Here is a 25,664-nt window from a genome sequence, read left to right as displayed (position 1 = left end):
GGATTTTGACAATTGTCAAAGTCCTTATTTTCAAATAGGAGTGTGTATTTATGGCTAAAGAAATTAAATTAATTGCTTTAGATTGTGATGGAACTTTAATAGCTGACGATAGAACAATTACTGAAAGAACGAAAAAAGTGCTGATGAAAGCGCAGGAAAAAGGAATTAAGGTAGCACTTGTATCAGGACGTCCGAGAACAGGATTTAAGTTTGAGATAGAACAGTTAGCGCTTGATAAACATCATGGAATAATCGGCGCTTACAATGGTGGTATGGTCATAGATATTGAAACGAATGAAGTGAAATATAAACAGTCATTAACGAATCAGGACGCTAAAGATTTCTTAAAAGCGATTGCGCATTTAAACATTATCCACATCGTTGATAACGGTACAGATTTATATGCAAACGATGCAGATAATCAATATGTCATTCATGAATATCGTGATCATGGACTTAATTTTAATCTCACACATGATTTACATGAAAGACTTGATTTTGATCCGATGAAGATTTTACTTACAGCAGATCCTGACCGTATAGATGAAATTGATGAAGAGATATTATCGATCTGTGGGGATACCTTTGGTGCAATACGGTCAACACCATTTTATTTAGAGATTACTGCTAAAGGTGTAAATAAATACAGTGCACTCGACCATATTTGCGAAGGATTAAATATTGCTAAAGACAATGTCATTGCATTTGGCGATCAACTAAATGATATGGAAATGGTTCGAGATGCAGGCATCGGTGTTGCCATGGGAAATGCGCATCCAGATTTAAAGCAGGTTGCTGATATTGTAACGGATGATAATAATAATGATGGTATCGCAAAAGTACTCAAAGAGATACTTGATTTATAGTTTCTGTGATGAAGGCCGTACGAAAGTGCGTCTTTTTTATTAGTTTTTTTCTGTATTTTCTGACAATAATATTCACTTTTTTTTAAGGCATTGTATAATATTGTTAATACAACAAAAAGAGGTGGGTTAAATGGGAGGAGCATTTAGAAGGTTCTGGAATCTTACATTTGTAAATGACGAGCGAGACACACGATTTCAATTTTGGTCTTCCATGTTGATTCAGTTCATCCTATTATTATTATTTACCGGAATCTTTACATTTTTATTTACAAATTGTTTCCTACTTTCTTTTGTCTGGTTGCTTGTATTTTTAATTGGTTTTATGGTCATTATCTGGCCAACTGCAAGTGCGGCAATGCGAAGAGTGAATGATGTTGGGATTAACTCGTCTTTGTTTAAGAGTATGAGATTTTTATATTCTATATTATTATTAGGTGGGGCTTTAATTTATTTATTAAAAATATTTTTTAATATTCAACTATTAGGGATAGGTCATTTCAATACTTATATGATGATGGTATTTTCGAGCTATATCATTTTTATATTGTGGTATTGCACACTGCCTAGTAATCGATATAACGGTTATAATTCATTGAAAGAATTAAATAAATAATATTATTATTTATTAATTAATATAGAGGTGAAATGTGATGCAATCCTATCTGAGATTTATTAAACATGCATTTGATTTTGATTCTAAAGATTCGAGACAACAATTTTGGCTTCCATTTTTAATACAGATGTTTATTTGTATTGTAATCTTGTTGCCTTTAATAAAGGCAGAAGAAGGGGAAAACATACTTGGAAGATTGCTGTTTGTTATGATAGTAATGCCGGTAGTATTAATACCAATATATAGTGCTTTTCAAAGAAGGATGCTTGATGTAGGAAAAGACTCAAAAATATATAAATACTTCAATATTTTTTATATGTTTTTTGGAGTGATTTTTATGATTTATGGATTACTATATTTTTTTTCTGACATTAAATTATTTAAAGATGAAATAATATTACCTATCATTTTTTTATTTTTTGGTCTAAGATTTATATTTTTGTTATATTATTGTGCGTTACCAACAAATAAATTTAAAAGTACTACGGATAGTATTTGATATCCGTAGTACTTTTTTAATTTTTATTTATAGTTACGCTGTGATTCTTTGTTTCATATAATGTTAGAGTTTGAATAGAAGATGCGTGGTCAATTAGATGCTCAAACTGTTCCCATATGAAATAAGCGATATTCTCAACAGTTGTATTCATTTCTGGTAGTGATTCGTTGAGGATGGGTGCATTTAATAGTGGTGCAATTTTTTCATTATAGTCACGTTCTATTTGATAGAAGTCTATAGCGAGGCCATATGTATCAACTGGACTTTTGATGCTAATATCAAATTTGTAGTTATGATTGAATAAATCTTTATGTTTGCCGTTTGGAAAGAAGATACGGTTGTTCGTTGTAAATGTGAAGGTCAGGTTCAGTAAGATATCTTTTTCGTAATAAGCTGTTTTTTTGGGTTGTTGAATATGTTCTAATAGGCTCATTTTATGCTCCTTTCAGAGTTTGATGCATCGTTATTCTACGATATTTTAATCGTAAGGTATTTTTTTCATATATACAAATTTATATTGTGGAGATAAAAGTTTTATAATATTTCATTAGTTTTTAAACTAAATTTTCAGAAAAAACTTACTTGTTGTTATGCTAAAATAATAAAAATGTGGGTATAGATTAACTGTATAAAAAGTAAAAAAGGGAGTCTTTCGCATGGATACACCTTATAAGGGTGGTAGAAAATTAGTTCTAGGTATTGTGCTTGGTATATTAACATATTGGTTATTTGCTCAGTCGCTTGTTATTGTTGTACTAGATTTGAAGCATCATTTTAACAGTAGCCTTGATGTCATCAATATCGCTGTCAGTTTAACGGCATTATTTTCAGGAATGCTTGTCGTTGGTGCTGGTGGTTTAGCGGATAAAGTCGGTCGTGTAAAGATGACGCAGATCGGTTTAATATTAAGTATCATCGGTTCATTTACAATGATCGCTACACATATGACTGCTTTTTTATTAATTGGTCGTATCATTCAAGGTATTTCTGCAGCATGTATCATGCCAGCTACGTTATCAATTATTAAAGCATATTATGATGATAAAGATCGTCAGAGAGCGTTAAGTTATTGGTCATTTGGTTCTTGGGGTGGTTCTGGTTTATGTTCTTTATTTGGGGGGATGATTGCTAAGAATTTTGGATGGGAATGGATATTTATTATTTCAATTATTTTCTCAGGTCTTGCGATGATATTAATTCACGGCACACCGGAAACAAAATCTGATGAACCAAACGATATGAAGTTTGATTTAATTGGTTTAATTACGTTGATCGTTCTGTTGCTAAGTTTAAATATCGTGATTACGCAGGGTGGTACACTTGGTGTTACGTCTCCAATATTTATTGGACTGATTATATTAAGTATTGTGAGCTTCATTGCTTTTATTATGATAGAGAAACGTCAAATCAATCCGTTGATCGATTTTCATCTATTCCAGAATAAACCATATTTAGGCGCTGTAATTTCAAACTTTTTATTAAATGCAGTGGCTGGTACATTGATTGTAGCGAATACATATATTCAGGAAGGTTTAGGCTTTTCTTCAAGTAAGACCGGTATGCTTTCTATCTTATATGTCGTAATGGTTTTATCAATGATTATCGTTGGTGAAAAGTTATTGCAGAAGATGGGAGCTAAAAAACCGATGTTACTTGGTTCTGCGATAGTATTCGCAGGTATTGTGATGATTTCACTGACATTCTTACCGGAGAATATTTATATCATAAGCTGTGTGCTAGGCTTTGGTTTATTTGGATTAGGACTTGGTCTATATGCCACACCATCTACTGATACTGCAGTTGCAACAGCACCGGTAGAGAAAGCGGGAGTTGCTTCAGGTATTTATAAGATGGCTTCAGCTTTAGGTGGCGCATTTGGTATTGCAATCAGTATGGCAATCTATAGTTTTTGTATGAAATTTGGATTAGAGAAAAGTGCGATGATTGGAATACTTGCGAATGCTGTGATGTCTATCATTTCTTTTGTTGCCATTCAAATTACAGTTCCTAAAGACGATTTAAGAAAGAAGATATAATTTTTGAAGACCTCATTGATTGAGGTCTTTTTTAGGCTTCAATCAGCTATTATTTGAAGAAATAATAATAAAATAATGAATACGGTTACAATATTTTTGGATTTTCATTATACTAGTATTACAAATGATGAAAAAAGGTCTATAATGGAAATATATTATAGATGTGTTGGGGGATATAAAATGAAAAAAGTATTTAAACAAACTGACGTAATATTAATCGGTGGCGGGATAATGAGCGCGACTTTAGGTGTATTACTTAAAGAACTTGATCCGGCAATAAATATTAAAGTATTTGAAAAACTTTCAGCACCTGGTCTGGAAAGTTCAAACGTATGGAATAACGCAGGAACGGGTCACTCTGCATTATGTGAATTAAACTATACGACTGAAGATAAAGATAAGAATATCAATATCGATAAAGCTGTGAATGTTAATGAGCAGTTTCAATTATCTAAACAATTCTGGTCTTATTTAGTGAATGAAGGCAAATTGAAGCAGCCTCAGGACTTTATCATGCCGGTACCGCATTTAAGTTTTGTTGAAGGTGAAGACGATATTCGTTTCTTAAAGAATCGTTTAGCAGCTTTTAAAGATAATCCATTATTCCAAGGTATGGAGTTAACTGAAGATCATGATAAGATGCGTGAATGGGTGCCATTAATGATGGAAGGTCGCGACCCGAATGAGCGAATTGCTATCACACGTATGGCAGCTGGAAGTGATGTAAACTTCGGTGCATTAACACAAGACTTATTTGATGTGATGAAATCATTTGATGGTGCAGTGACACACTACGAACATACAGTAAAAGACATTAAGCGTGCTGAAGATGGCAGCTGGAATGTTAAAGTATATGATCAAAATAGTAAACAAACAGAAATCCACAATGCTAAATTTGTCTTTATCGGTGCAGGTGGTTATTCATTACCATTATTGCAAAAGACAAAGATTCCTGAAGCTCGTGGCGTTGGTGGATTCCCGGTAAGTGGTTTATTCTTAGTGTGTAAGAATCAGGAAGTCGTAGAACAACATTTAGCCAAAGTATACGGTAAAGCTAAAGTTGGTGCGCCACCGATGTCAGTACCTCATTTAGATACGCGTTATATCGATGGTGAACGCGGGTTATTATTTGGACCATTCGCTGGATTTAGTCCAAAGTTCTTAAAGACGGGTAAATATACAGATTTATTAGCATCAGTAAATCCAGGAAACGTAACAAACATGTTGTCAGCTGGTGGTAAAGAGATGAAATTAACACAATACTTAATCTCTCAAGTATTACAAACACATGAACAACGTATGGAAGAGTTACATGAATTTGTTCCAAATGCAGAATCGAAAGATTGGGAAATCGTTGTTGCTGGTCAACGTGTGCAAGTCATTAAAGAAACTGAAGATGGTGGTAAAGGTACACTACAATTTGGTACTGAAGTGATTACTGCTGAAGATGGCAGTGTTGCAGCCTTACTCGGTGCTTCTCCTGGTGCTTCTACTGCTGTATATGTTATGTTACAAGTTATCGATAAATGCTTTAAAGATAGAATGCCTGAATGGGAACCTCATATTAAGAAGATGATTCCATCATATGGCTTGAAGTTAGCAGAGCACAAAGATCTATTTGAAGAAATCAATGCAAATACTGCTAAAACTTTAGGTTTAAAAGAGAAATAATAAAGATAAGGCAATGCCAGATTTGGCATTGCCTTATACTAATTTTGATGATTTTAGTCGCCACCACCAGTGTCGAAGAAAGATGAATCATTGCAGTCTTTATCTACAGTGCCAGATTGAAGTACTAGTAGAACCATCAAATATTGTATCATTTGAATGTGTTTGTTTTTCATTGATAAATATAATAATTTTTTTTAGAGAAATTAACCAGTATTATGATGCCAAGTTTGAATATAACAATATAGAGAAGGGTTTCGAATGTTGTCATTTTAATCACATCATTTATATATTGTGCTACACTTTTAACATACCCAGATTTTTATAATAAATGATAGATAATAATTATTATTTTAGGAGAAAATCGTTGATTGATTTAATGAATAAATTTTTACAGAAAAATATCGCTTTGCTTACATTAATTAGTTTATCTTTAGGTGTCATTTTCGATGAATTTGGACATCATTTTTTAATTATAGTGCCGTATTTGTTCGCATTTATAACGTTTTCCGGCAGTATGAAGATGAAGTTTAGTGATTTGAATATTTTCTACAAAGCACCGAGAGACATATTGTTTTGTATGATTGTTCTGCATTTGATTATGCCGGTGTTAAGTTATCTCATTGCCAATCTAATTTTTGATGATCATTTACTTGTGATTGGTTTTGTGATGTTGATGTGTATACCAACGGGTGTTACGAGCATCATCTGGATAAATGTTGGTCGAGGAGACTTACCATTAGGTTTAGCTGTTGTATTACTTGATACATTTTTAGCACCAGTGATCATTCCACTGACGATGCATATTGTTTCAGGTGAAACTGTGAAGATTAATACGAGTGACTTAATCATGGATCTCATATTGATGATTGTCGTTCCAACAATAGTTGCCATTGTCATCAATGAAGCGAGTCATGGAAAAATACCTGACAAGATAGGTAACAGACTAAATCCTTTCAGTAGACTTGCATTGTTTGGTATTATCTTTGTCAATGGTGGGGCGATTGCACCGTATATGAAAGATTTCTCGATAGAATTAGTTATTATCATTGCGGTTGTATTCGTTGTTGTAGTGAGCGGTTATGTGATTAGCAGTGTGATGAGTCACTTTATGCAATGTAGTTATGCACGTCATGTCAGTATTACATTTTTATGTGGCATGCGAAATATTTCGACCGGAGTTATTGTCGCGACAACTTATTTTCCGCCTAAAGTTGCCTTACCAGTTGCTTTTGGCATGCTCTTTCAGCAACTTTTAGCAAGTATTGTGAGTACCCAGCTTGAGAAGAAAAGACCGATCAAAGAACATCATTTAGATGTTATTTAATATTTTTCGCATCTTCAGAAATTCATGTAATACACCGTGAGCTGCCATTAGTTCATAGTCGAGTGCTTCGAAACCACATCGTTCATACACTTTAATCGCACGTTCATTGAAAGTAGCAACTGCAAGCTCGATAATTGTAGTTTCTGGATATGTCGTTCGAATGAAAGTGATCGCCTCTCTGACGAAAGTTTCACCATAACCTTTACCTGTATATTCTGGCTTAAGTCCAAGCCCGAGTGTACAGGTATTTTTATTGTGATGTAATTCTATAAGTCCGATAAGTTCTTGCTGATATACACTATAGAAATGATTAGTACGAATTGTATCATTCAGTATTTCTGCAGGGTTTTTATCAGTATTATTGATATTGTAGAAATCATAAGGTGAATCATATTGCCATGTTAATATTTCTTTAGCATCTGTAAGTGTCATTGGTTGAATAATAAACATATTTTCACTCCCTTTTCATCAAAGTACCATACTCGAAATGATTTTAGAAGAAAGTAATTTATTTAAAATTTTTATTTTGTTTGTATGTAATTTACCTTTAATATTGTTTATATACTTTCACTTATTGTTCAATAAATCACAATCAATTATATTCAAATGAAGATTTACGTGAAGCATTTGAATTCGGTGCAGAAGGTATAGTTGTACCGATTGTTGAAACACGTTGTCTACATGAAGTGAACGATGTATTTAAAGAAATGCATGACGGTAAAATACAAGGTCGTATGGTTATTGACATGCATAAACAATGTAGCCATTAAAAAAATTTGAATGAAATGCTAATTTTAAGAAACTGCAACGAAAATGCTGCAGTTTCTTTTTTAATTTGTTCCAAAATTCATTTTCTGCGTTGAAAGATGCACAATTATTGAATTGCTACAATTTGCACACAATTTCTTTCCTTTATATGATGAGCGAAAGGAGGGCTTAAAATGTTACTCAAGTCACATCATCCATCGCGATATATATCATATTTATTAGAAGTTGATCAGCGCTTATTCTTTAAGAAAAGAGACTACCTGGCATTATCACATTATAGGAAAGGATTAGAAGGTGAAGAAAAGTTTCTTCATCTAATAAGCGATATAGAAAATATTATTATCTTATGGGACATCAGAATAGAAATGCCTGGTGAAATACAATATGACTTTATCGTTATAACTGAAGATACTGTATTTCATTTTGATGTGAAGAACTTTAGTGGTCGATATGATTATGAAGATGGCATATTTACGAGTGAGAATGGATATGTGGAAAAAGATCTTGTGTCTTCAATAATAAAGGGACATAAGAAATTGAAACAAATCGTTAAGGAGAATAGTTTTCACTTTAATGTAATTAGTAAAATCATATTTATCAATGAGACATTGGACTTAAGGAACTTTCCGGGAAGTAAAGATATAAATTTTCATTTTGATGTACATAAAATAGTGAATCATCTTAAACGTTATCAGCATATTAATTCAGAGATGCAGCGTTTTGGAAATATATTGGTCGAACAGCATAAAAATGATTCTGAACATGAGGAGATAAATTACTATGATTTTGAACGAATGAAAGTCGGGATAAAATGTAGTAAGTGTGGAAAACTAGGGATGAGTCATAAGTTTAAGAAACAATATTTTATTTGTAGCTGTGGTCATAAAGAGAAGAATAAAGAAGTGATGATAAGAACATTTGATGCCATTGCAGCGATAAAGAAAGGAAGGGCTAAAACGACTGAAATTGCCAAATGGACAGGTTTAAATGAAAGAACGATACGATATTTTTTATCGAAGCACTATCAAAAAGTCGGTGAAGCAAGATCAACTTGTTATATCGAATATGATTTTTAGGATTTTAACGTTTCATCTTTTCCGGATAGTTGGAGAATCCGGAAAAGATGAAGTGCATAARCATTAAATATGATCCAACATTTCCGGATAGTTGGAGAATCCGGAAAAGATGAAGGGTATAAGCATTAAATATGATCCAACATTTCCGGATACTAGGAGAATCCGGAAAAGATGAAGGGAATAAACATAAAATCTAGTCCAACATTTCCGGATAGTTGGAGAATCCGGAAAAGATGAAGGGAATAAACATAAAATCTAGTCCAACATTTCCGGATAGTTGGAGAATCCGGAAAAGATGAAAAATAATCTAATATATTAATCTATATTATTTTCGTTATTTAATATTGTATGATATTTTTTTATAAATTTTTAAATTATATACTTTGTCATTGTACATTTACTCTAATTAAAGTAATATTATTCTCATGAATATAATATGTATTCGGTCATACATATCAAAAGAGGAGATTTATAATGAAAAAATTATTATCAGTTTCACTTACAAGTGCAATTCTATTCTCAGGTGTATCTTACGTTGCTCCAAAATCAGCAGATGCTGCAACAAATTCAGAATTTAATACGAGTAACAAATTAAGTAACTACCGTTTGAATGTTGAGTTATTAAAGCTTATTAATAAAGAAAGAAAAGCAAACGGTGTTGCGTCTATTAAATACATCAGCGATAAAAAGATTAAAACTGGTACGAATAAAAGAGCAGAAGAAGTAACAAAAGTATTCTCTCATTACCGTCCAGATGGTACACTTTTTAAAACAGCGTTTCCTAAATCTGTTCAACCGATCATTAAAGGTGAGAATGTTATGAAACGTAGCATTAAAAGTACTGAAACGCCATCAACGGATGAAAAATATTTAGCGCAATTAATGTTTAATCAATGGAAACAATCTAAAGATCATAGAGCAAATATGTTGCGTCCAAATTTCAAAAGAAGTTCTATTGCAATGAAAGTTGCATATGACACTAACAAACAACGTAACTACTATTACGCTGTACAAATCTTTACTACTAAATAAAATGAAAAAATGTCCTGCTACAAATTTGTAGCGGGACATTTCATTTTAAACTAACTTATTTATAGATACCTTTTGCTGCATCAGAATAATCGATGTATAAGTTTTTAACTTGTTGATAGTGACGTAAAGTTTCTTTATACGTTTCACGACCGATACCTGATTTTTTGTAACCACCGAATGGTGAACCAGCTTGAATTTGATTATAAGTGTTAATCCAGATACGACCAGTATCCATTTGATTTGCAACTTGTAATGCACGATTAATGTTAGAAGTAAAGATACCACCAGCTAAACCGTAGATTGAATCATTCGCTTTCTCAATTACTTCTTCTTGTGTTTTGAATTTAGAAACAACAACTACTGGTCCAAAAATTTCTTCTTGAACTAAACGTGATTTGTTGTCATCGAATTCAATAATTGTTGGAGGGAAGAAGAATCCTTTATCTCGTCCATTATCCATTAAACGTTCTCCACCAGTAACGATGTTTAATCCTTCTTGCTTCGCAATTTCAATGTATTCTTCGATTTTATCGATTTGGGCTTGTCCAGTTTGAGAACCGTAATGATTGTTTGTATCTAATGGATCACCGACATTGATTTTTTCGAAAGCATCTTTTAATTTACCAACAAATTCATCATAGATGCCTTCTTGAACATAAAGTCTTGAACCAGCTGAACATACTTCACCTTGGTTAAATAAAATACCTAATTGTGCACCTTCGATGGCTTGCTCAATATTAGCGTCATCAAAGATAATGTTCGCTGATTTACCACCTAACTCTAAAGTAGCAGGTACTAAACGTTCAGCTGCAGCTTTGGCTACACCGTAACCAACTTCAGTAGATCCAGTGAATGAAACTTTTGCAACGTCTTCATGATTGAAGATTGCATCTCCAGATTCTGACCCTTTACCACTTAATACATTTAATACACCTTTAGGTAATACATCTTTGATTAACTCTGCTAAATGTAATAAAGAAAGTGGTGTAGATGAAGATGGCTGAATAACAACAGCGTTACCAGCAGCTAATGCAGGTGCAAGTTTCCATGCAGCAAGTAACATTGGGAAGTTCCATGCTACAACTGCCCCAACTACACCGATAGGTTCATGACGAATAATACTTAAAGTATTTTCAGCTAAGTCTTTATTTGTACCTTCATCTGCTAAAATTACACCAGCAAAGTAACGGAAGTGATCGGCAGCCATTGGAATATCAATATTTGCTGACTCACGAATCGCTTTACCAGAGTTCATAGATTCAATCATCGCTAAATCATCTTTATTTTCATACATAATATCTGCAATCTTATTTAATAAGGCAGCACGCTCTGTGCTTGTTGTATGTCTCCATGTTTTAAAAGCTTCACCAGCAGCTTTAACAGCTTTATCTACATCTCCTGTAGTCGCTTTTGCAATATGCGCTAAAACTTCACCTGTTGCAGGACTCTTAACCTCTAACGTTTCTTTGTTTTCTGCATCAACAAATTCTCCGTTAATAAATAAACCATATTGTTCTTTTAATATGTTACTCATGTTTTTTCCTCCTATATTTAACAGTTATTTTAATGATAGTGCTTACATAATTATAAACGATAGTAATTAAATATTGCAAAAAATCAGTTTGGACATTGAAATCAATCTAAATAAACATCATATTTATATTACATTTTGTAATATTTAATCTCAGAAAATGAATCAATATTAATGCGTAAATGCCTTTAAAGCTTGTCATATCAGTCTTTTACGAATGTTACAAAGTCTAATGCAATTTTGTAACAATGTGTCATAAAACGTATATGTTATGTAACAAGTCTATTACAATGCACATTTCGATATTTTTCGGTGTTATGATTATCTCAAGAAGTCGCACAGACAATCAAACTTATAAAAGAAAATTCTGGAGGAAATATATATAATGAAAAAATTATTATTAGCAGCAGTTACATCAGCAGTAGTATTCACATCGGTACCAACGCATGACGCAGACGCAGCAACTAAAAAGACAACTTATAAAAAATACAAAAAATACAATTCATATAATGTAGCATCAGTAGCACGTTCTATCGCAGCAAACAGAGTATACGTATACGGAGCAAACAATCGTTACGCAGTAGATTGTTCAGCATTTGCACAACAAGTTATGCGTGCTATGGGGAAATCAATCCCTCGTACAACTTATGCACAAATGGCAGCAGGTAAACGTGTTTACAATCCGAGACCTGGTGATTTAGTATACTTCAACGGTGGAAGCCACGTAGGTGTTTATATTGGTAACGGACGTATGGTAGATGCTTTAAACCCAAGAGCTGGTGTTGGTGAGCGTTCAATTAAATACTTTTACGGTACAGTTACTGGATATTACAGATTCTAATAACTTATATACAAAATACATCACGTAATGTGGTGTATTTTTTTTGTTATATAAAATTATTGCATTATAATAGAAGGAAAGGAGATTTAATAATGATTTTAAATTATTTAATGTACATATTAATGTTAGCAATGGGGGGATATTTGATATATCTCAGTAAACAAATTGTTAATGCAAATGTAAATACGAAATACAAAAAAGAGAATTATAGAAAATTATATTTATATATGGGATATACATTTATAATATTTGCAGTCATTTCATGTATTACCCGTATGACAGCACCACAATATGAATTTATTATGCCCTTCACAATGATTATTATATTAGTTGTACTAAATAAAAAGTATAGGAAGTAATCATATGCATATTAGACAGGCTACTTTGCAAGATTTAAAAGAAATCATGTGCACAACAGAACTTGCCTTTGAAAATGAACCGACGAGTGATAATCAGGAACATACATTGGTAGAAGAATTAATGCGATCAGATAGTTATATTCCAGAATTAACATTAGTAGCAACAATGGATAATAAGATTGTAGGACATATTATGTATTCAAAAATAAAAATAGATGGATATGATGGTTTTGCGATGGCACCATTATCTGTGCATCCCGATTATCAAAAACAAGGGATAGGTACCGCGTTAATGCATTATACCTTGTCAATGATCCAATTATCAGTTCCTGTTGTAATATTAGGTCATCCAAGTTATTACACTAAATTTGGATTTGTAAAAGCATCAACATATAATATTAAAGCCCCATTTGAAGTGCCTGATGACGTATTTATGATTCGTGCATCAGAAGAAGTTAAAGAAAAACGTATACAAGGAACTGTCATTTATCCGGAAGCATTTCAGTAAATATAAGAAAATCCGATCAATAAATTTTAATAAAAAATATTAAAATAATAAGTAATGATACAAAAAACGTGTAAAAGCGCACTGTAACAACAATGTTACAGTGCGCTTTTTTGAATTAAAGTTTCGTAATATTCTTGGATAAAGTTTACAAATTCTATATTTGAATAGCTTCTTTCTATACTATAGGTATGGGATTTTCGACAAAGTTAATAATATTACAAGGTTTGAAAAATTATATCACTTCGTTAACAAAACATTTACATCGCACTTTTTCATGTTTATCCATGTTATAGTTGGACATGTGATTACGACGAGTTGAAATTTTGTATCAAGTTCGACAAAATCACGAATTAAATCATTTAATTAAATACTATACTAATATATAAACAATTCTTGGAGGAATTAAACATTATGAAGAAAACTTTATTAACATTAACGACAGCAGCGACAGTAGCAACATTAGCACCGACGAATTCAGCAGATGCAGCAGCAGAACTAAGAACTGATGTCTCTACAACTTCTACATATTCAGCACCAGTTCAAACATCAACATACTCTGCACCTACAAATACTTACCATGCACCAGTTACACAAACATCAACAGTAAATAATACTTTTAATACTAATAACACAAATAATACAATTTCAAACATTTCTACTAACGCAGTAACTGAAAGCACACGTGTAGTACAAAAAGCACCAACTTCAGTAGCTGTAAATAATGATGTAGCTTCAGTAGCATTATCAATTGCAGCAGGAAAATCATATGTATATGGTGCAAACTCTGCATCAGCAGTTGACTGTTCATCATTTGCACAACAAGTATTAGCAGCAATGGGTAAATCAATTCCACGTACAACTTATGCTCAAGCAGCAGCTGGTACACAAGTATCAAATCCACAACCAGGTGACTTAGTATTCTTCAACAACTACAGCCACGTAGGAGTTTATATCGGTGGTGGACAAATGGTTGATGCTTTAAACCCATCAGCAGGAATCGGTCAACGTGCAGTATCATACATCTCAGGATCAGTTGATGGATACTACAGATTCTAATTAGAACTTAATATTAATTTCAATTATCTCTCACTTGAATATTAGTGAGGGATATTTTTTTGGGGAAAAATTAGTGTAAAGATATCTTTACACTAAGTAGGTGATCACCATCGTTATCAATTATATTAAAGAACATCGGACGTCACGTAATATTTCTCAGGTTCAAATGGCCAAGGATCTAGATATTACACGCCAAACGATTAACGCAATAGAAAATCATAAATATAATCCAAGTTTAGAACTTGCTTTAAAGCTTATGCAGTACTTCGATGTACCAATTGATGCGCTATTTAAACTGGAGGAGGATTAAAATGAAAAAAGGAATGACACTTCGTAAACAGATTCATTATTTTCTTTTGTATCTTGTAATATTGGTACTTACAACGATGTTCATCAACTATTTCAAAAGACCAGATCAATTATATAATATAGAACAATATTGGCCATCACTTTTAGGAGCTATAATTGGATGGGGTGTCATGTTTTATATTCAGTATAAGAAGAACCCTGGTGGTCTAGACACTAAGATTACTGATGAGAGAGACGAATTAATTGCAAATCAATATAACTCGTTAATGCTTCCTATATTATTATTTTATGTACCAATCGCATTTATTTTATACGCTATCGCAATGAAGATAGAAAAGTTTTCTGTCATGTCATTTTCAATCGTTTTATGTTTGGTATTTTTCATTTATGGGATAGGTTTTTTATTATATAAGAACGTAAAGTCTTAAATTGGAGCGTGTTAAAAATGTACGTAAAAAAAGCGACAAAGAAAACTTACTATAAAAATTTAATGATAGTATTTTCATTATTAATTATATTAGAATTGTTAGATCATATTATTCTTAATGAAAAGATTCATTATGATTTTTTGATTTTTTATTTAGGTGGTGTATGCCTAGGAACATGGAATAGATACAAAAAACATAAAGAAAATATGAACGAAAATGGAGAAGTAATTATAGAAGACGAATTTACGATAAAGTTAAAATATGAATTTGATCATCGATTTTTATTGTTCATCACTGCAACAGTAATGGCGAGCTATTTTATTCTAAAATGGTTAAGAATTGATTCAATAAATCTCTCTGTTATAGCCTGGATCATTCCGATTATGATGCTAATCTATGTAACAAGTAGATATGTATTCGTAAGTGAGAGAACAGAATAAAAACAAGTCCGATATACGACTTAAATCGGACAAGACGCACCTCATAATCGCGTAAAATCAAAAAACAAGTCCGATATACGACTTAAATCGGACAAGACGCACCTCATAATCGCGTAAAATCAAAAAACAAGTCCGATATATCGCTTAAATCGGACAAGACACTCATCATAATCGCGTAAAATCAAAAAACAAGTCCGATATATCGCTTAAATCGGACAAGACACTCATCATAATCACATAAATTCAAAAAACAAGTCCGATATGCTCAAATTATCGGACTTTTTCTATTTAAACTTTATTATTTTCTATCCTTATAATACAATCAAATAAACATATAAAGGGGTTGAGGGATATGTGGCATTATAAATTATTTGAAGAGCTTAAACCTTTGGAGATTTACAAGATATATAAACTTAGGGTAGATACTTTTATCGTAGAGCAGCAGTGCTATTATGAAGAAATCGATGAGAAGGATTTATCATGCGTGCATATGTATAAAGAAGTTGATAGTGTAATTGCTGCGTATGCGCGAATTATTCCTGAAGCGGATACGGTGCATATTGGTCGTGTTATCGTGCATCCTGATTTCCGTGGTACGGGTCTTGCTAAAGAATTGATGGATCAGGCGTTACAATATATTGATACACATCATCATTATTTAAATTTACATCTCCAAGGGCAGGCACATTTAGAAAGATTTTACGGTAGTTTCGGATTTCACACAGTATCTGACGTCTACTTTGTCGATTTAATTCCACATGTTGATATGGAGCGTCCTGCTTTTGGTTCGAATTCACCGTTAAAAGGAGCGTAATATGAATATTTATATTAGTCAGTTTGATATTAATGAACGCGGTTACGTATTAGCATCAAGCGACTTAGGTGTTATCTTCTTTGCAAATGATGACACGACAGAATATGTTGATCATCATATCAAGCGATTTATTCCTGATGCAGAGCGTGTAACAGGTTACCCTGCTGATGAGAAAAATAATGAGTATATAAGAGATATCGAACGTTATTTTCAAGGTGAGTTAAAGCACTTTAACTGGCCGCTTGATCTGCATGGTACTGAATTTCAGAAATCAATCTGGGAAGCACTTTTAAATATACCTTTCGGTGAATCAAGAAGTTACAGTGATATCAGTGAGATGATTGATAACCCGAAAGCGATTCGTGCTGTCGGTGGTGCAATTGGTGCAAATCCTGTTATGATTGTAGTACCATGCCATCGTGTAATCGGAAAGAGCGGTAAGCTCACTGGTTTCAGTGGTGGTTTAGATATGAAGATAGAATTATTAGTTATAGAAGGTATACCATACGTTAATTAATAGGAGGAAAAATAATGAGTTTACCAAATTGTCCGAAATGTGGTTCAGAATATACATACGAGGATGGCTTAAATTATGTATGCCCAATGTGCGCACATGAATGGCCGATCAATCCTGAAGTTGAAGAGACAGCGGTTATTAAGGATAGTGTAGGAAATATTTTAAATGATGGAGATAGTGCTACTATTATAAAAGATTTAAAGGTTAAAGGGACTTCATCCGTCATTAAGAAAGGTACGAAAGTAAAAAGTATCCGTATTATCGAACCGGAAAATGGTCATGACATTGATGGTAAAGTGGATGGCTTTGGTCAGTTAAACTTAAAAAGTGAAGTTGTGAAAAAGTTAAATGAATAAGCGTATAGATAGCATTGATATACTTCGAGGTATGAGTATTATCGGGATATTATTTATGAATATCGTGGGCTTCCATATGAATGAAGTTTATACGGATCCTTTAGTGTATTTTAAATCGCCGCTTGATCAGTGGTTATATAAGTTAAATATTATTTTTATTCATAATTCATTTTATCCGATATTCGCGTTTTTATTTGGCTTCGGTTTAGCCATAATGGCCGAAAATATTAAAGGTCGTGGTGGTAACTTTATTCCAGTGTTATATAGAAGGATGGCAGCATTACTCGTATTTGGACTTTTACATGGTTTCTTCTTGTTCTATGGCGATATTTTAAATGTCTATGCTGTCATAGGACTTGCTGCAATAATATTTTTACTGTTTCCAAATATTATTACGCTCATCACAGCGATAATATTAATTGTATTGAATATGATGAGAGCATTACCGAGTATGTTTGCGATATTTATGCAGCCGGATTTCTTCGGTAAAGAACTCGTAAGTTTTGAAACTTCACAAAATGAATGGATTAAAGTGATGTCGAGCGGTAACTTAAGCAATATTGTTCAATATAATAGTGATTTCTTCTATCAGGGGTTTGCAATCATTAATCCAGGTACAACGCTGAGTTATTTCTTAACGATCATGCCTTTTATATTATTAGGGATGTATGTGAAACGTGCGAATCTATTGAAGGAAATAACAGAACATAAAGTGACGATGTTCGTGATTTCATTTGTCTTTGCATTTGTAGGCATTACTTTGAAATATTTAATGATTGCTTACGAAATCAATGTGATGGCTTCTTATGATTTTATTTATTATGGTGGGGTATTGTTATCTATAAGCTACATTATATGGGTCACGTTACTGTGCGATTATCCAGCAGTAAAGAAATTATTTGAGCCATTTCAACGTATGGGGAAGATGAGCTTTACATTATATATTATGCAGAGTTTATTAATGTTCATCGTATTTTATGTATTTAGACAATATGGTCAATTATCAATTGCACAAGTATATCTTGTTGCACTTGCAATCGTGTTGTTCCAGATGATTTTTACAAGTATTTATTTCAAAAAGTTTAAACAGGGCCCTCTCGAATGGATTTGGCGCAAGATTACCTATTTGAAATAATGTCATTATTGCAATTAATTTTTTAAATAGGAATTTACGCGTTTCTATGTTACAATAACATGGCTATTCAATCATGAGGAGGTGCATCAAATGCGCGTAGAATTACAGGAAAAAATAGAATATTACGTGTTAAGTGGAGATTTTGAATCTGCTAAAGCATTGATGCAATCGACTGACTTTATGATGTTTGAAGAAGCATTTGTAAGTGCCTGTCATGATAGTGAATCTGTGATGTATTATACGTTTATATTAGAATGTATGAAAGATACAGAAACAGTGGAACTACACGATTTAGCATTCTTACTGTTAGTTTATCCTTTAAGTGAAGTAAACGGCGCATTTAATAGTGCATATTATCATGCAATGCGTTCTGTTGAAATGACCGATAGCAATGAAGTGAAAAGTTTGTTACAACTCTTATTTTTATATGCTGTGCCAGAGCCGGTGATTACGGATAAAGAAGCATTTGATACAGCGAAACAAATATTAAAGCTTGATCCTAAAAATCAGGTTGCAAGAAATATGTTAAAGCAAGCTGCTAAAAAGTTAGATAAAGTGGTCGTTGATTTCAATCAAATATCAAAGAAAGCGTAATGACCGATGCCATTACGCTTTTGCTTTGTCTTACGCCTATTTACGGCGACTACAAAGCAACCTCGAGGCTGAACGCTTTGTCTAACGCCTATTTACGGCGACTACAAAGCAACCTCGAGGCTGAACGCATTGTCTAACGCCTATTTTATTCTTCTAACCATAACTCAATCGGGACGATAATCGGGAATTGTCCACGGTCTTCAGATAGTTTTGTAATAATTGATGACGCTTTCGCATATAAAGGAATTGCAAACATGCCTTCTTCCTTCTTAATTTCTGAAATAACATCAACTTCACTGCCATCTTCACTTTGGATCAGGATTGCTGCTTCGATAACGCCATCAACTTGAGTACCAAAGTGTCCAAACATAAATGTTAATTTAAATTCATATAGACTTGGATCTTGTTCACTTTGTACATAATCTAATCGGTGCATTGTTGTCGGTTCAGCTGACATATCATCAAAATCTCTCACATGTGCTTCTTTCAAAAACATGTGTACGACTTGTTTATTTAATTCCACTCTAATCGCTCCCTTAATATAAGTTATCTTCATTATAATATTATTTTACTGATTCACAAAGTTATTGATTGTATAATTATTATTTAGTTTGTAAAATTTAGTGGTGATAATGTAATTTTATACTAACATGATGTATTGTTATTGATTCGTATTATTTAATGTTGTAAGATGTATAGACAAATAAAAGGAGAGTATTGAGCGCTAGCTCATTATTTTTTTGGAGGAAACATGAAAAAATCAACAATTATAATGATTACTTTTTTAATTGGTGCATTCTTTACGTTCTTAAATGAAACGTTACTGAATATCGCATTAACGGAAATAATGCGCGTATTTAATGTAGATGCACCTACCGTTCAGTGGCTGGCTACTGGATTTATGCTGGTGATGGGCGTATTGATGCCGTTATCTGCATCACTTATACAATGGTTTACAACGAGGCAGTTATTTATCGGTTTAATGTCTTTATTTTTAATCGGAACATTGATTGCAGGTTTTGCTGTCAACTTTCCGATGATTCTTGCAGGTCGTATGATACAGGCTGCAGGTACGGGACTACTTATTCCAACGATCATGAATGCGATGCTGAATTTATTTCCGCCGCATGAGCGTGGTAAAGTAATGGGGAATTTTGGTCTTGTGATGATGTTCGCTCCAGCGATTGGTCCGACGTTATCCGGCGTTATCGTTGATACTTTAGGCTGGCGCTGGTTATTCTTCTCGGTTGTGCCATTTGTCATCTTCTCAATTATATTTGCTATGCGTTACCTGGAAAATGTCGGTGAAGTAACGAAACCGAAGATTGATATTTTATCTGTCGTGTTATCGACTATTGGTGTAGCTGGTATCATTTATGGGTTCAGTTCAGTAAGTACAGCTAAAGGTGGATTTGGTAATCCGATGATTCTTACATTTATTATTGTCGGAATTGTAGCGATGGTATTGTTTGCATTAAGACAACGTAAACTTGCTGATCCATTACTTGATCTTTCTGTATTTAAATATGCAAACTATGCGCGTGGGATGTTCATCTTTGTTGTCGTTGTAATGGCTATGTTTGCTTCAGAAATCGTGATGCCGATGTATTTACAAGGTCCGATGGCATTTAGTGCAAAAGTGGCAGGCATGATTTTATTACCCGGGGCATTATTAAATGGTGCGATGAGTCCTGTTATGGGACGTATCTTTGATAAACTAGGGCCAAGAAAAATGATTATTCCTGGAATGTTTGTACTGGCACTTGTCATGCTATTCTATTCAACCATTCATCCTGGTATCAGCGTTTATGTCTTCATCGTTGTCTATATGGTATTAATGGTGAGTATTTCAATGATTATGATGCCGAGTCACACGAATGCAATCAATCAGTTACCGAAGAAACTATACCCACATGGTACGGCAATCGGTAATATGATTCAGCCAATTGCTGGTGCGATGGGTATTTCAGTGTTCGTAAGTATTATGACACATGGTCAAAAGAAAGCGCTAGAAGGGATTTCAAACCCATCGATGACCCAAGTTAATGAAGCATTAACGACAGGGGTGCATCATGCATATTGGTTTGCGATTGCCTTAACAGTTATCGGTCTAATCACAGCATTATTTATTACGAAATCTGTGGCACCTGAGGGTGAAACGTTCGGACTTCCGGAAGAACATTCAAAATAATGTTTTATTAATATAATAGCAGGGTAAACAAACATGTCTGTCTTAACAGGCATGTTTTTTAAATTCGATAAAGGAGCGTTTTTATGAGTAAAAATAATATAGAAGCAATAAAAATTGGCTTCGCGTATGTAGGTGTTATTGTAGGTGCAGGTTTTTCTACAGGTCAAGAAGTTTTAACATTTTTTACGAACTATGGTATATATAGTTACCTAGCTATATTAATCGCTGGCTTGATGCTCACTTTCTTTGGACGCCAAACTGTAAAGTTAGGTTATGGTTTAGATGCAGAGAATCATGAATCTACGATTCAATACCTATTTGGTAAAAAATTTGGAAAAGTGATTGACTATCTTTTAGTATTTTTCTTATATGGTTTAGCTACAATCATGGTTGCTGGTGCAGGTAGTGCAGCACATGAAAGTTTTGGTCTACCTATATGGTTAGGATCACTAATTATGGTAATAGCGATTATTATTACTTTATTATTAGATTTTAGTAAAATAATTGGTGCGTTAGGTATAGTAACACCTTTTTTAATAATTGCAGTAACTACGATTGCTGTATATTATTTCTTTAAAGGTTCGATATCATTTGGAGAGATTCAAAGTCATATTAATACTGATAAACAACCATTTAAACTTTCATTCTTACCAGAAAGTTCATTGTGGTGGTGGTCAGGACTTAATTATGGAGGTCTTGCTTTTGCAAGTGGATTTAGTATACTCGCAGCGATAGGTGGAGACGCTAGTCGTATGAAAGTTGCAGGAAAAGGTGCAACAATTGGTGGAATTACGTTATTAATACTATTATTGATGGTGAACTCAGGATTATTAAGTGAATTAGATAAGATTAATAATTCTGCAATACCAACATTAATATTAGGTAAAGCGATTCATCCAATTCTTGGAATTGCTTTAAGTATAATTATGTTGATGGTAATATATAATACGATTGCAGGATTAATGTACTCATTTATTGCAAGATTTTCTGAACCATATTCTAAAAAATATAAAATAATGCTATTTAGTTTAATGGGACTATCATACTTATTAAGTTTTGTAGGATTTTCTAAATTAGTTCAAACTGCTTATCCATTATTAGGCTATGTCGGTATTATTTTATGTATCGGTATTGCAAAGAAATACTTTGATCGAAAGAAAAAAGGTAAAAATCATATCGCATAAAGATAAAATGGGGATTGCCCCATTTTATTTTTTTATCATTTTAGGTGTTATGCTATAATAATGACCTACGAGAAAGGGCGGTTGCATTGAAGAAAAGATATTTAATTTACATAATTTTAATTGCGTTGATAACGATGGGAATCAGTGTGATGATGGGATGGCATATTAGTGATGATGCGAGATTATCAGAAAATGCTTTACTGAATGAGCGTGCGATAGAAGCATCAAATGTAAAGATGCTAAGAAACGTTACATATAGCGATATTGCCCCGTTATCACAGATGGATATCATTATGCCGAAAAACATCAAAAAAGGTGATAAATTACCGCTTATTATGTGGACACACGGTGGTGGATTTATTGCTGGAGATAAACGCCATAAAAATCCGTATCTTGCACAGATTGCAGAGAAGGGATTTATTGTAGCGAATATCAATTATGCATTGGCACCGGGAAACCAATATCCAACACCTATTCTGCAGGAATTAGCAGCGGCAAAATTCTTAAAGAAAAATGATCATCAATTACCGATTGATTTTACTCAGATTATCATCGGTGGTGATTCTGCTGGTGCTCAAATTGCAAGTCAGTTTGCAGCGATGCATACGAATAATAAACTGATGCATGATATGCAGCAAAAGCCTGTGTTTAAAGCCAATCAACTGAAAGCAGTAGTATTGTTTGGAGGGCTATATAATATGCAGACTGTGCGTGCGACAAAGTTCCCACGTATAGAACTGTTTATGGAGAGCTATACCGGTGAAAAGCATTGGGAGAAGCAATTCAAACCGATTGAGCAGCTCAGTACGACAGCAAATATTACGAAGCGATATCCACCGACCTTTCTAACGGTTGGCGATGCTGATCCATTTGATTCTCAGGCGCATGAACTGGTGAAAGTGCTAAAAGCAAACAATGTACCATACGCCTATTCATTTTTTGATGACACGCATGGATTACGCCATCAATATCAGTTTCATATGGAGCTGAAAGAATCTCGTCTGACATATCGTAAACTCATGATGTTTCTCGGTAATCATACAAGTCAGTCACCTTATTCATCAAATACTGTAAAAGAGAAGATGCCTGAAATTAAGGTGAAGCAGAACAAAAATTAATAAATCATTTTTATGCAGATAAGAAATTGGGTACAATATAAGAAATAACCGTATGGAGGTCAAAAGATGAAACCACGTTTATTACTAACAGGTGCGACAGGTTATATCGGTAAAAACTTATATGAGTATTTAAAAGATGATTTTGAAATTTATGCAATGAGTAAATATCCTGCTGAAGACAGCAAAGCAGATATGCATTGGGTCACAGGAGATATGTTCTCATTGAATGACTGTATAGATGCACTCGGTCAAGTGGACTTTGGTGTATATTTTTTAGACCCGACAAAACGCTCTAACAAGCTGAATGATGCGACGTTTCAGGATATTAATGCAATCAGTGCTGATAACTTTGCACGTGCGGCAGAAGCGACAAACTTAAAGGCGATCATTTACGTGAGCGGTACAGGTGAGGATGAAGAAACGATTAATATCCTGAAAAGCTATAAAACACCAGTTCAAATCACAAAGACACCCGTTAAACGAAAAGGTATCGTTGCGCAAACCCAAAACTCTAAATCGAATGATGTCCGTAGCATTCAGCGTACATTAATGCCTTCCAGCTGGACGGTTGAACGTGTGAGTAAACATTACTTTGCATGGTTAAGTGACATGGCACTGGACTTTGTAGACGTAAAAGAAAATGACGGTCGCTTTGAAATATATGGTGTTAAGAAGCATATCTTAACGCTTGAAAAAGATGATGAGAAATCTGATGACAATCGCATTGTCTATAATATAACAGGCGGTGTATTACATCATGCACACGTTGATAGTAGGGCACGTATGGAATTCAGACGACTAAAAGGTACGGATACGTTAATCATTGCGCTACATGATTATGAGCCGACGTTACCATGGCTTGTTTATATGCTTACGCAGGCACCCATTCATCATTTAACGATGAAGATATTTGATGTGGAGATGCGTATCGAACGTTTCCAGGAAGAAAAGGAAAAAGGTATTGAGAAGAAATATACAAAATAAAGGCAAAATGGCATCCTGATGTACTATGCATCAGGGTGTCTGTTTTTTTACTTTTCAGACAAGTTTACAATACTGAAACACTAAATTTACAATAATGTAATATAGTAAACGTTTACTATAAATAGTTTACTTTATTTTTACAAAACACTATGCTTTCACTGTTTTTTCCTATAGAATATCGTTGTAGTCATAAAATATGTTTTTTATTAATGGGAGGATTTACGATGTTTAACAGAAAGAAAGATAAGTTTGCAGTGCAATTAGAAGCGATGGCAGAAAATCTGGATCGTGCAGCGATTGCATTTGGTGAGATGACGTTTCATAATGCGTTTGATCTGAAAAAATATGCAGACAATATTAAAGCATACGAAACAAATGGTGATGAGTTAATGCATCAGATGATTTCTGACTTAAATCAAACATTTATTACACCGATTGAACGTGAAGATATTCTTGCTTTATCCAATGCTATTGATGATGTTATGGATGGCATGGAAGAGACGTCAGCGATGTTTGAAATGTATTCTATCGAATATTCAGATGAGTATATGGCTGAATTTGTTCAGAACATTCAAGGTTGTACAAAGGAAATTAAGACAGCAGTGACACTTGTTGCTGAGAAGAAGTTATCTCACGTGCGTGTACACTCTATTAATATTAAAGAGCATGAAACAAACTGTGATGGTATTTTAAGACAATCAATTAAACATATCTTATCTGTAGAAACAGATCCTTTAACTGTGATGAAAGTTAAAGACATCTATCAGTCTTTAGAAGATATCGCTGATAAATGTCAGGCAGTAGCAAATATACTTGAATCAATCATTATGAAAAATAGTTAAGGAGCATTTTTATGGAACCGATTATTATTTTTACGTTTGCGATTGTGTTCTTCGCGTTAGCCTTTGACTTTATCAATGGTTTCCATGATACAGCGAATGCAATAGCAACAGCAGTTTCTACTAAGGCGTTAAAGCCTCGTCATGCAATTCTAATGGCAGCTGTACTGAACTTCATCGGAGCGATTCTCTTCCACGGTGTCGCTAAGACAGTAACAAAAGATATCGTTGACCCGTTTACGTTACAAAATGGTCAAGTAGTAATATTAGCGGCATTAATTAGTGCAATCACTTGGAACTTACTTACTTGGTATTATGGAATTCCAAGTTCATCATCTCATACATTAATCGGATCAATTGCAGGTGCTGCAGTTGCCTCTGGTGGATTTGGCATATTAGAATATGCTGGATTTACGAAAATTGTTTTCGGATTAATTATTTCACCACTACTTGCATTTATCGTCGGATATATTATGTATACGATTATTAAAACATTATTTAAAAATGCGAATCTGACTAAAACAAATCGTAGTTTCAGAGTTGTACAAATCTTTACAGCAGCAGCCCAAGCCTTC

General features: G+C 33.6%; 28 protein-coding genes and 1 pseudogene. 25 read left to right on the top strand and 4 right to left on the bottom strand.

Features of this window, described 5'->3' with window-relative positions; genetic code table 11:
* Positions 1-50 precede the first annotated feature (50 nt).
* Both JJJ02_RS03425 and JJJ02_RS03420 read left to right on the top strand, forming a co-directional pair.
* Complete coding sequence (locus JJJ02_RS03425) at positions 51-866, top strand: Cof-type HAD-IIB family hydrolase (protein ID WP_240837364.1); 816 nt, start codon at positions 51-53, stop codon at positions 864-866.
* Positions 867-1,516: 650 nt separating this feature from the next.
* Positions 1,517-1,978 (top strand): DUF805 domain-containing protein, encoded by a 462-nt coding sequence (locus JJJ02_RS03420; protein WP_111714168.1) that lies wholly within the window; start codon positions 1,517-1,519, stop codon positions 1,976-1,978.
* 16 nt (positions 1,979-1,994) lie between these two features.
* Here JJJ02_RS03420 and JJJ02_RS03415 read toward each other — a convergent pair whose 3' ends face one another.
* The gene (locus JJJ02_RS03415; protein WP_240837361.1) at positions 1,995-2,411 is read right to left on the bottom strand and encodes a 6-pyruvoyl trahydropterin synthase family protein; all 417 of its coding nucleotides are present in this window, start codon (positions 2,409-2,411) and stop codon (positions 1,995-1,997) included.
* Between the two features lie 223 nt (positions 2,412-2,634).
* Here JJJ02_RS03415 and JJJ02_RS03410 point away from each other — a divergent pair, with 223 nt between their 5' ends.
* The 3 genes from JJJ02_RS03410 (at position 2,635) to JJJ02_RS03400 (ending at position 7,009) form a co-directional block, all read left to right on the top strand.
* Positions 2,635-4,014 (top strand): MFS transporter, encoded by a 1,380-nt coding sequence (locus tag JJJ02_RS03410; protein ID WP_240837359.1) that lies wholly within the window; start codon positions 2,635-2,637, stop codon positions 4,012-4,014.
* A gap of 180 nt (positions 4,015-4,194) precedes the next feature.
* Positions 4,195-5,685: a malate dehydrogenase (quinone) gene (gene mqo / locus JJJ02_RS03405; protein WP_240837357.1), complete on the top strand. Its 1,491-nt coding sequence runs from the start codon at positions 4,195-4,197 to the stop codon at positions 5,683-5,685.
* A 376-nt stretch (positions 5,686-6,061) separates the two neighbouring features.
* Positions 6,062-7,009, top strand: a complete 948-nt coding sequence (locus JJJ02_RS03400; RefSeq protein WP_240837348.1) for a bile acid:sodium symporter family protein — start codon at positions 6,062-6,064, stop codon at positions 7,007-7,009.
* Here the strand turns inward: JJJ02_RS03400 and JJJ02_RS03395 are convergent.
* Positions 6,995-7,459: a GNAT family N-acetyltransferase gene (locus JJJ02_RS03395; protein ID WP_111714173.1), complete on the bottom strand. Its 465-nt coding sequence runs from the start codon at positions 7,457-7,459 to the stop codon at positions 6,995-6,997. The two genes, JJJ02_RS03400 and JJJ02_RS03395, sit on opposite strands and share 15 nt — an antisense overlap.
* Positions 7,460-7,611: 152 nt before the next feature.
* Here JJJ02_RS03395 and adhP point away from each other — a divergent pair.
* The 3 genes and pseudogenes from adhP to JJJ02_RS03385 form a co-directional block, all read left to right on the top strand.
* Positions 7,612-7,779: pseudogene (gene adhP / locus JJJ02_RS13410) on the top strand (alcohol dehydrogenase AdhP); the annotation flags it as partial.
* Between the two features lie 171 nt (positions 7,780-7,950).
* Complete coding sequence (locus JJJ02_RS03390) at positions 7,951-8,853, top strand: nuclease-related domain-containing protein (RefSeq protein ID WP_240837346.1); 903 nt, start codon at positions 7,951-7,953, stop codon at positions 8,851-8,853.
* Between the two features lie 474 nt (positions 8,854-9,327).
* On the top strand, positions 9,328-9,885 hold the full coding sequence (locus JJJ02_RS03385; protein WP_240837344.1) for a CAP domain-containing protein: 558 nt from the start codon (positions 9,328-9,330) through the stop codon (positions 9,883-9,885).
* Between the two features lie 55 nt (positions 9,886-9,940).
* Here JJJ02_RS03385 and JJJ02_RS03380 read toward each other — a convergent pair whose 3' ends face one another.
* Positions 9,941-11,419, bottom strand: a complete 1,479-nt coding sequence (locus JJJ02_RS03380) for an aldehyde dehydrogenase family protein (RefSeq protein ID WP_239242418.1) — start codon at positions 11,417-11,419, stop codon at positions 9,941-9,943.
* A 382-nt stretch (positions 11,420-11,801) separates the two neighbouring features.
* On the opposite strand from JJJ02_RS03380, the gene JJJ02_RS03375 reads away from it, so the two are divergent.
* The 11 genes from JJJ02_RS03375 to JJJ02_RS03325 all read left to right on the top strand — a co-directional run bounded on the left by JJJ02_RS03375 (position 11,802) and on the right by JJJ02_RS03325 (position 18,773).
* Entirely contained in the window at positions 11,802-12,257 is a 456-nt protein-coding gene (locus JJJ02_RS03375) for a C40 family peptidase (RefSeq protein ID WP_239242417.1), read from the top strand.
* 363 nt (positions 12,258-12,620) lie between these two features.
* Entirely contained in the window at positions 12,621-13,124 is a 504-nt protein-coding gene (locus JJJ02_RS03370; protein ID WP_239242416.1) for a GNAT family N-acetyltransferase, read from the top strand.
* Between the two features lie 411 nt (positions 13,125-13,535).
* The gene (locus JJJ02_RS03365; protein ID WP_239242415.1) at positions 13,536-14,180 is read left to right on the top strand and encodes a C40 family peptidase; all 645 of its coding nucleotides are present in this window, start codon (positions 13,536-13,538) and stop codon (positions 14,178-14,180) included.
* A 100-nt stretch (positions 14,181-14,280) separates the two neighbouring features.
* Positions 14,281-14,490 (top strand): helix-turn-helix transcriptional regulator, encoded by a 210-nt coding sequence (locus JJJ02_RS03360; RefSeq protein WP_232508185.1) that lies wholly within the window; start codon positions 14,281-14,283, stop codon positions 14,488-14,490.
* A gap of 1 nt (position 14,491) precedes the next feature.
* Positions 14,492-14,917 carry a hypothetical protein gene (locus JJJ02_RS03355; RefSeq protein ID WP_239242414.1) on the top strand — a complete coding sequence of 142 codons (426 nt, stop codon included), beginning with the start codon at positions 14,492-14,494 and terminating at the stop codon, positions 14,915-14,917.
* 17 nt (positions 14,918-14,934) lie between these two features.
* Positions 14,935-15,357 carry a hypothetical protein gene (locus tag JJJ02_RS03350; protein ID WP_240837342.1) on the top strand — a complete coding sequence of 141 codons (423 nt, stop codon included), beginning with the start codon at positions 14,935-14,937 and terminating at the stop codon, positions 15,355-15,357.
* 352 nt (positions 15,358-15,709) lie between these two features.
* On the top strand, positions 15,710-16,171 hold the full coding sequence (locus JJJ02_RS03345) for a GNAT family N-acetyltransferase (RefSeq protein WP_239242412.1): 462 nt from the start codon (positions 15,710-15,712) through the stop codon (positions 16,169-16,171).
* Between the two features lies 1 nt (position 16,172).
* Positions 16,173-16,688 carry a methylated-DNA--[protein]-cysteine S-methyltransferase gene (locus tag JJJ02_RS03340; protein ID WP_111714184.1) on the top strand — a complete coding sequence of 172 codons (516 nt, stop codon included), beginning with the start codon at positions 16,173-16,175 and terminating at the stop codon, positions 16,686-16,688.
* Positions 16,689-16,699: 11 nt separating this feature from the next.
* Positions 16,700-17,044, top strand: coding sequence for a zinc ribbon domain-containing protein YjdM (locus JJJ02_RS03335; RefSeq protein ID WP_146608854.1), 345 nt, complete (start codon positions 16,700-16,702; stop codon positions 17,042-17,044).
* Positions 17,037-18,179: a DUF418 domain-containing protein gene (locus JJJ02_RS03330; RefSeq protein WP_239242411.1), complete on the top strand. Its 1,143-nt coding sequence runs from the start codon at positions 17,037-17,039 to the stop codon at positions 18,177-18,179. Before JJJ02_RS03335 ends, JJJ02_RS03330 begins: the two co-directional genes overlap by 8 nt.
* Before the next feature lie 90 nt (positions 18,180-18,269).
* Entirely contained in the window at positions 18,270-18,773 is a 504-nt protein-coding gene (locus JJJ02_RS03325) for a hypothetical protein (RefSeq protein WP_099581194.1), read from the top strand.
* A 145-nt stretch (positions 18,774-18,918) separates the two neighbouring features.
* On the opposite strand, the gene JJJ02_RS03320 is transcribed toward JJJ02_RS03325, so the two are convergent.
* Entirely contained in the window at positions 18,919-19,296 is a 378-nt protein-coding gene (locus JJJ02_RS03320) for a hypothetical protein (protein ID WP_239242410.1), read from the bottom strand.
* Between the two features lie 228 nt (positions 19,297-19,524).
* Between JJJ02_RS03320 and JJJ02_RS03315 the strand changes: the two genes are divergently transcribed.
* The 6 genes from JJJ02_RS03315 to JJJ02_RS03290 form a co-directional block, all read left to right on the top strand.
* Positions 19,525-20,964 (top strand): DHA2 family efflux MFS transporter permease subunit, encoded by a 1,440-nt coding sequence (locus JJJ02_RS03315; RefSeq protein ID WP_239242409.1) that lies wholly within the window; start codon positions 19,525-19,527, stop codon positions 20,962-20,964.
* 83 nt (positions 20,965-21,047) lie between these two features.
* Positions 21,048-22,148, top strand: a complete 1,101-nt coding sequence (locus tag JJJ02_RS03310) for a YkvI family membrane protein (RefSeq protein ID WP_239242408.1) — start codon at positions 21,048-21,050, stop codon at positions 22,146-22,148.
* A 134-nt stretch (positions 22,149-22,282) separates the two neighbouring features.
* Entirely contained in the window at positions 22,283-23,266 is a 984-nt protein-coding gene (locus tag JJJ02_RS03305) for an alpha/beta hydrolase (protein WP_443673992.1), read from the top strand.
* 66 nt (positions 23,267-23,332) lie between these two features.
* Entirely contained in the window at positions 23,333-24,250 is a 918-nt protein-coding gene (locus JJJ02_RS03300; RefSeq protein WP_239242406.1) for an NAD-dependent epimerase/dehydratase family protein, read from the top strand.
* 224 nt (positions 24,251-24,474) lie between these two features.
* Positions 24,475-25,092 (top strand): DUF47 domain-containing protein, encoded by a 618-nt coding sequence (locus tag JJJ02_RS03295; protein ID WP_111714190.1) that lies wholly within the window; start codon positions 24,475-24,477, stop codon positions 25,090-25,092.
* Positions 25,093-25,103: 11 nt separating this feature from the next.
* Positions 25,104-25,664, top strand: a 561-nt coding sequence (locus JJJ02_RS03290; protein ID WP_240837340.1) for an inorganic phosphate transporter, incomplete at its 3' end; no start/stop codon positions are given.

It is taken from the genome of Macrococcus sp. PK, assembly GCF_022501545.1.
Taxonomy (GTDB): Bacteria; Bacillota; Bacilli; order Staphylococcales; family Staphylococcaceae; genus Macrococcoides; species Macrococcoides epidermidis.
The sequence above is the reverse complement of the archived record's forward strand: the minus strand, read 5'-3'. Positions and strand labels throughout refer to the sequence as shown.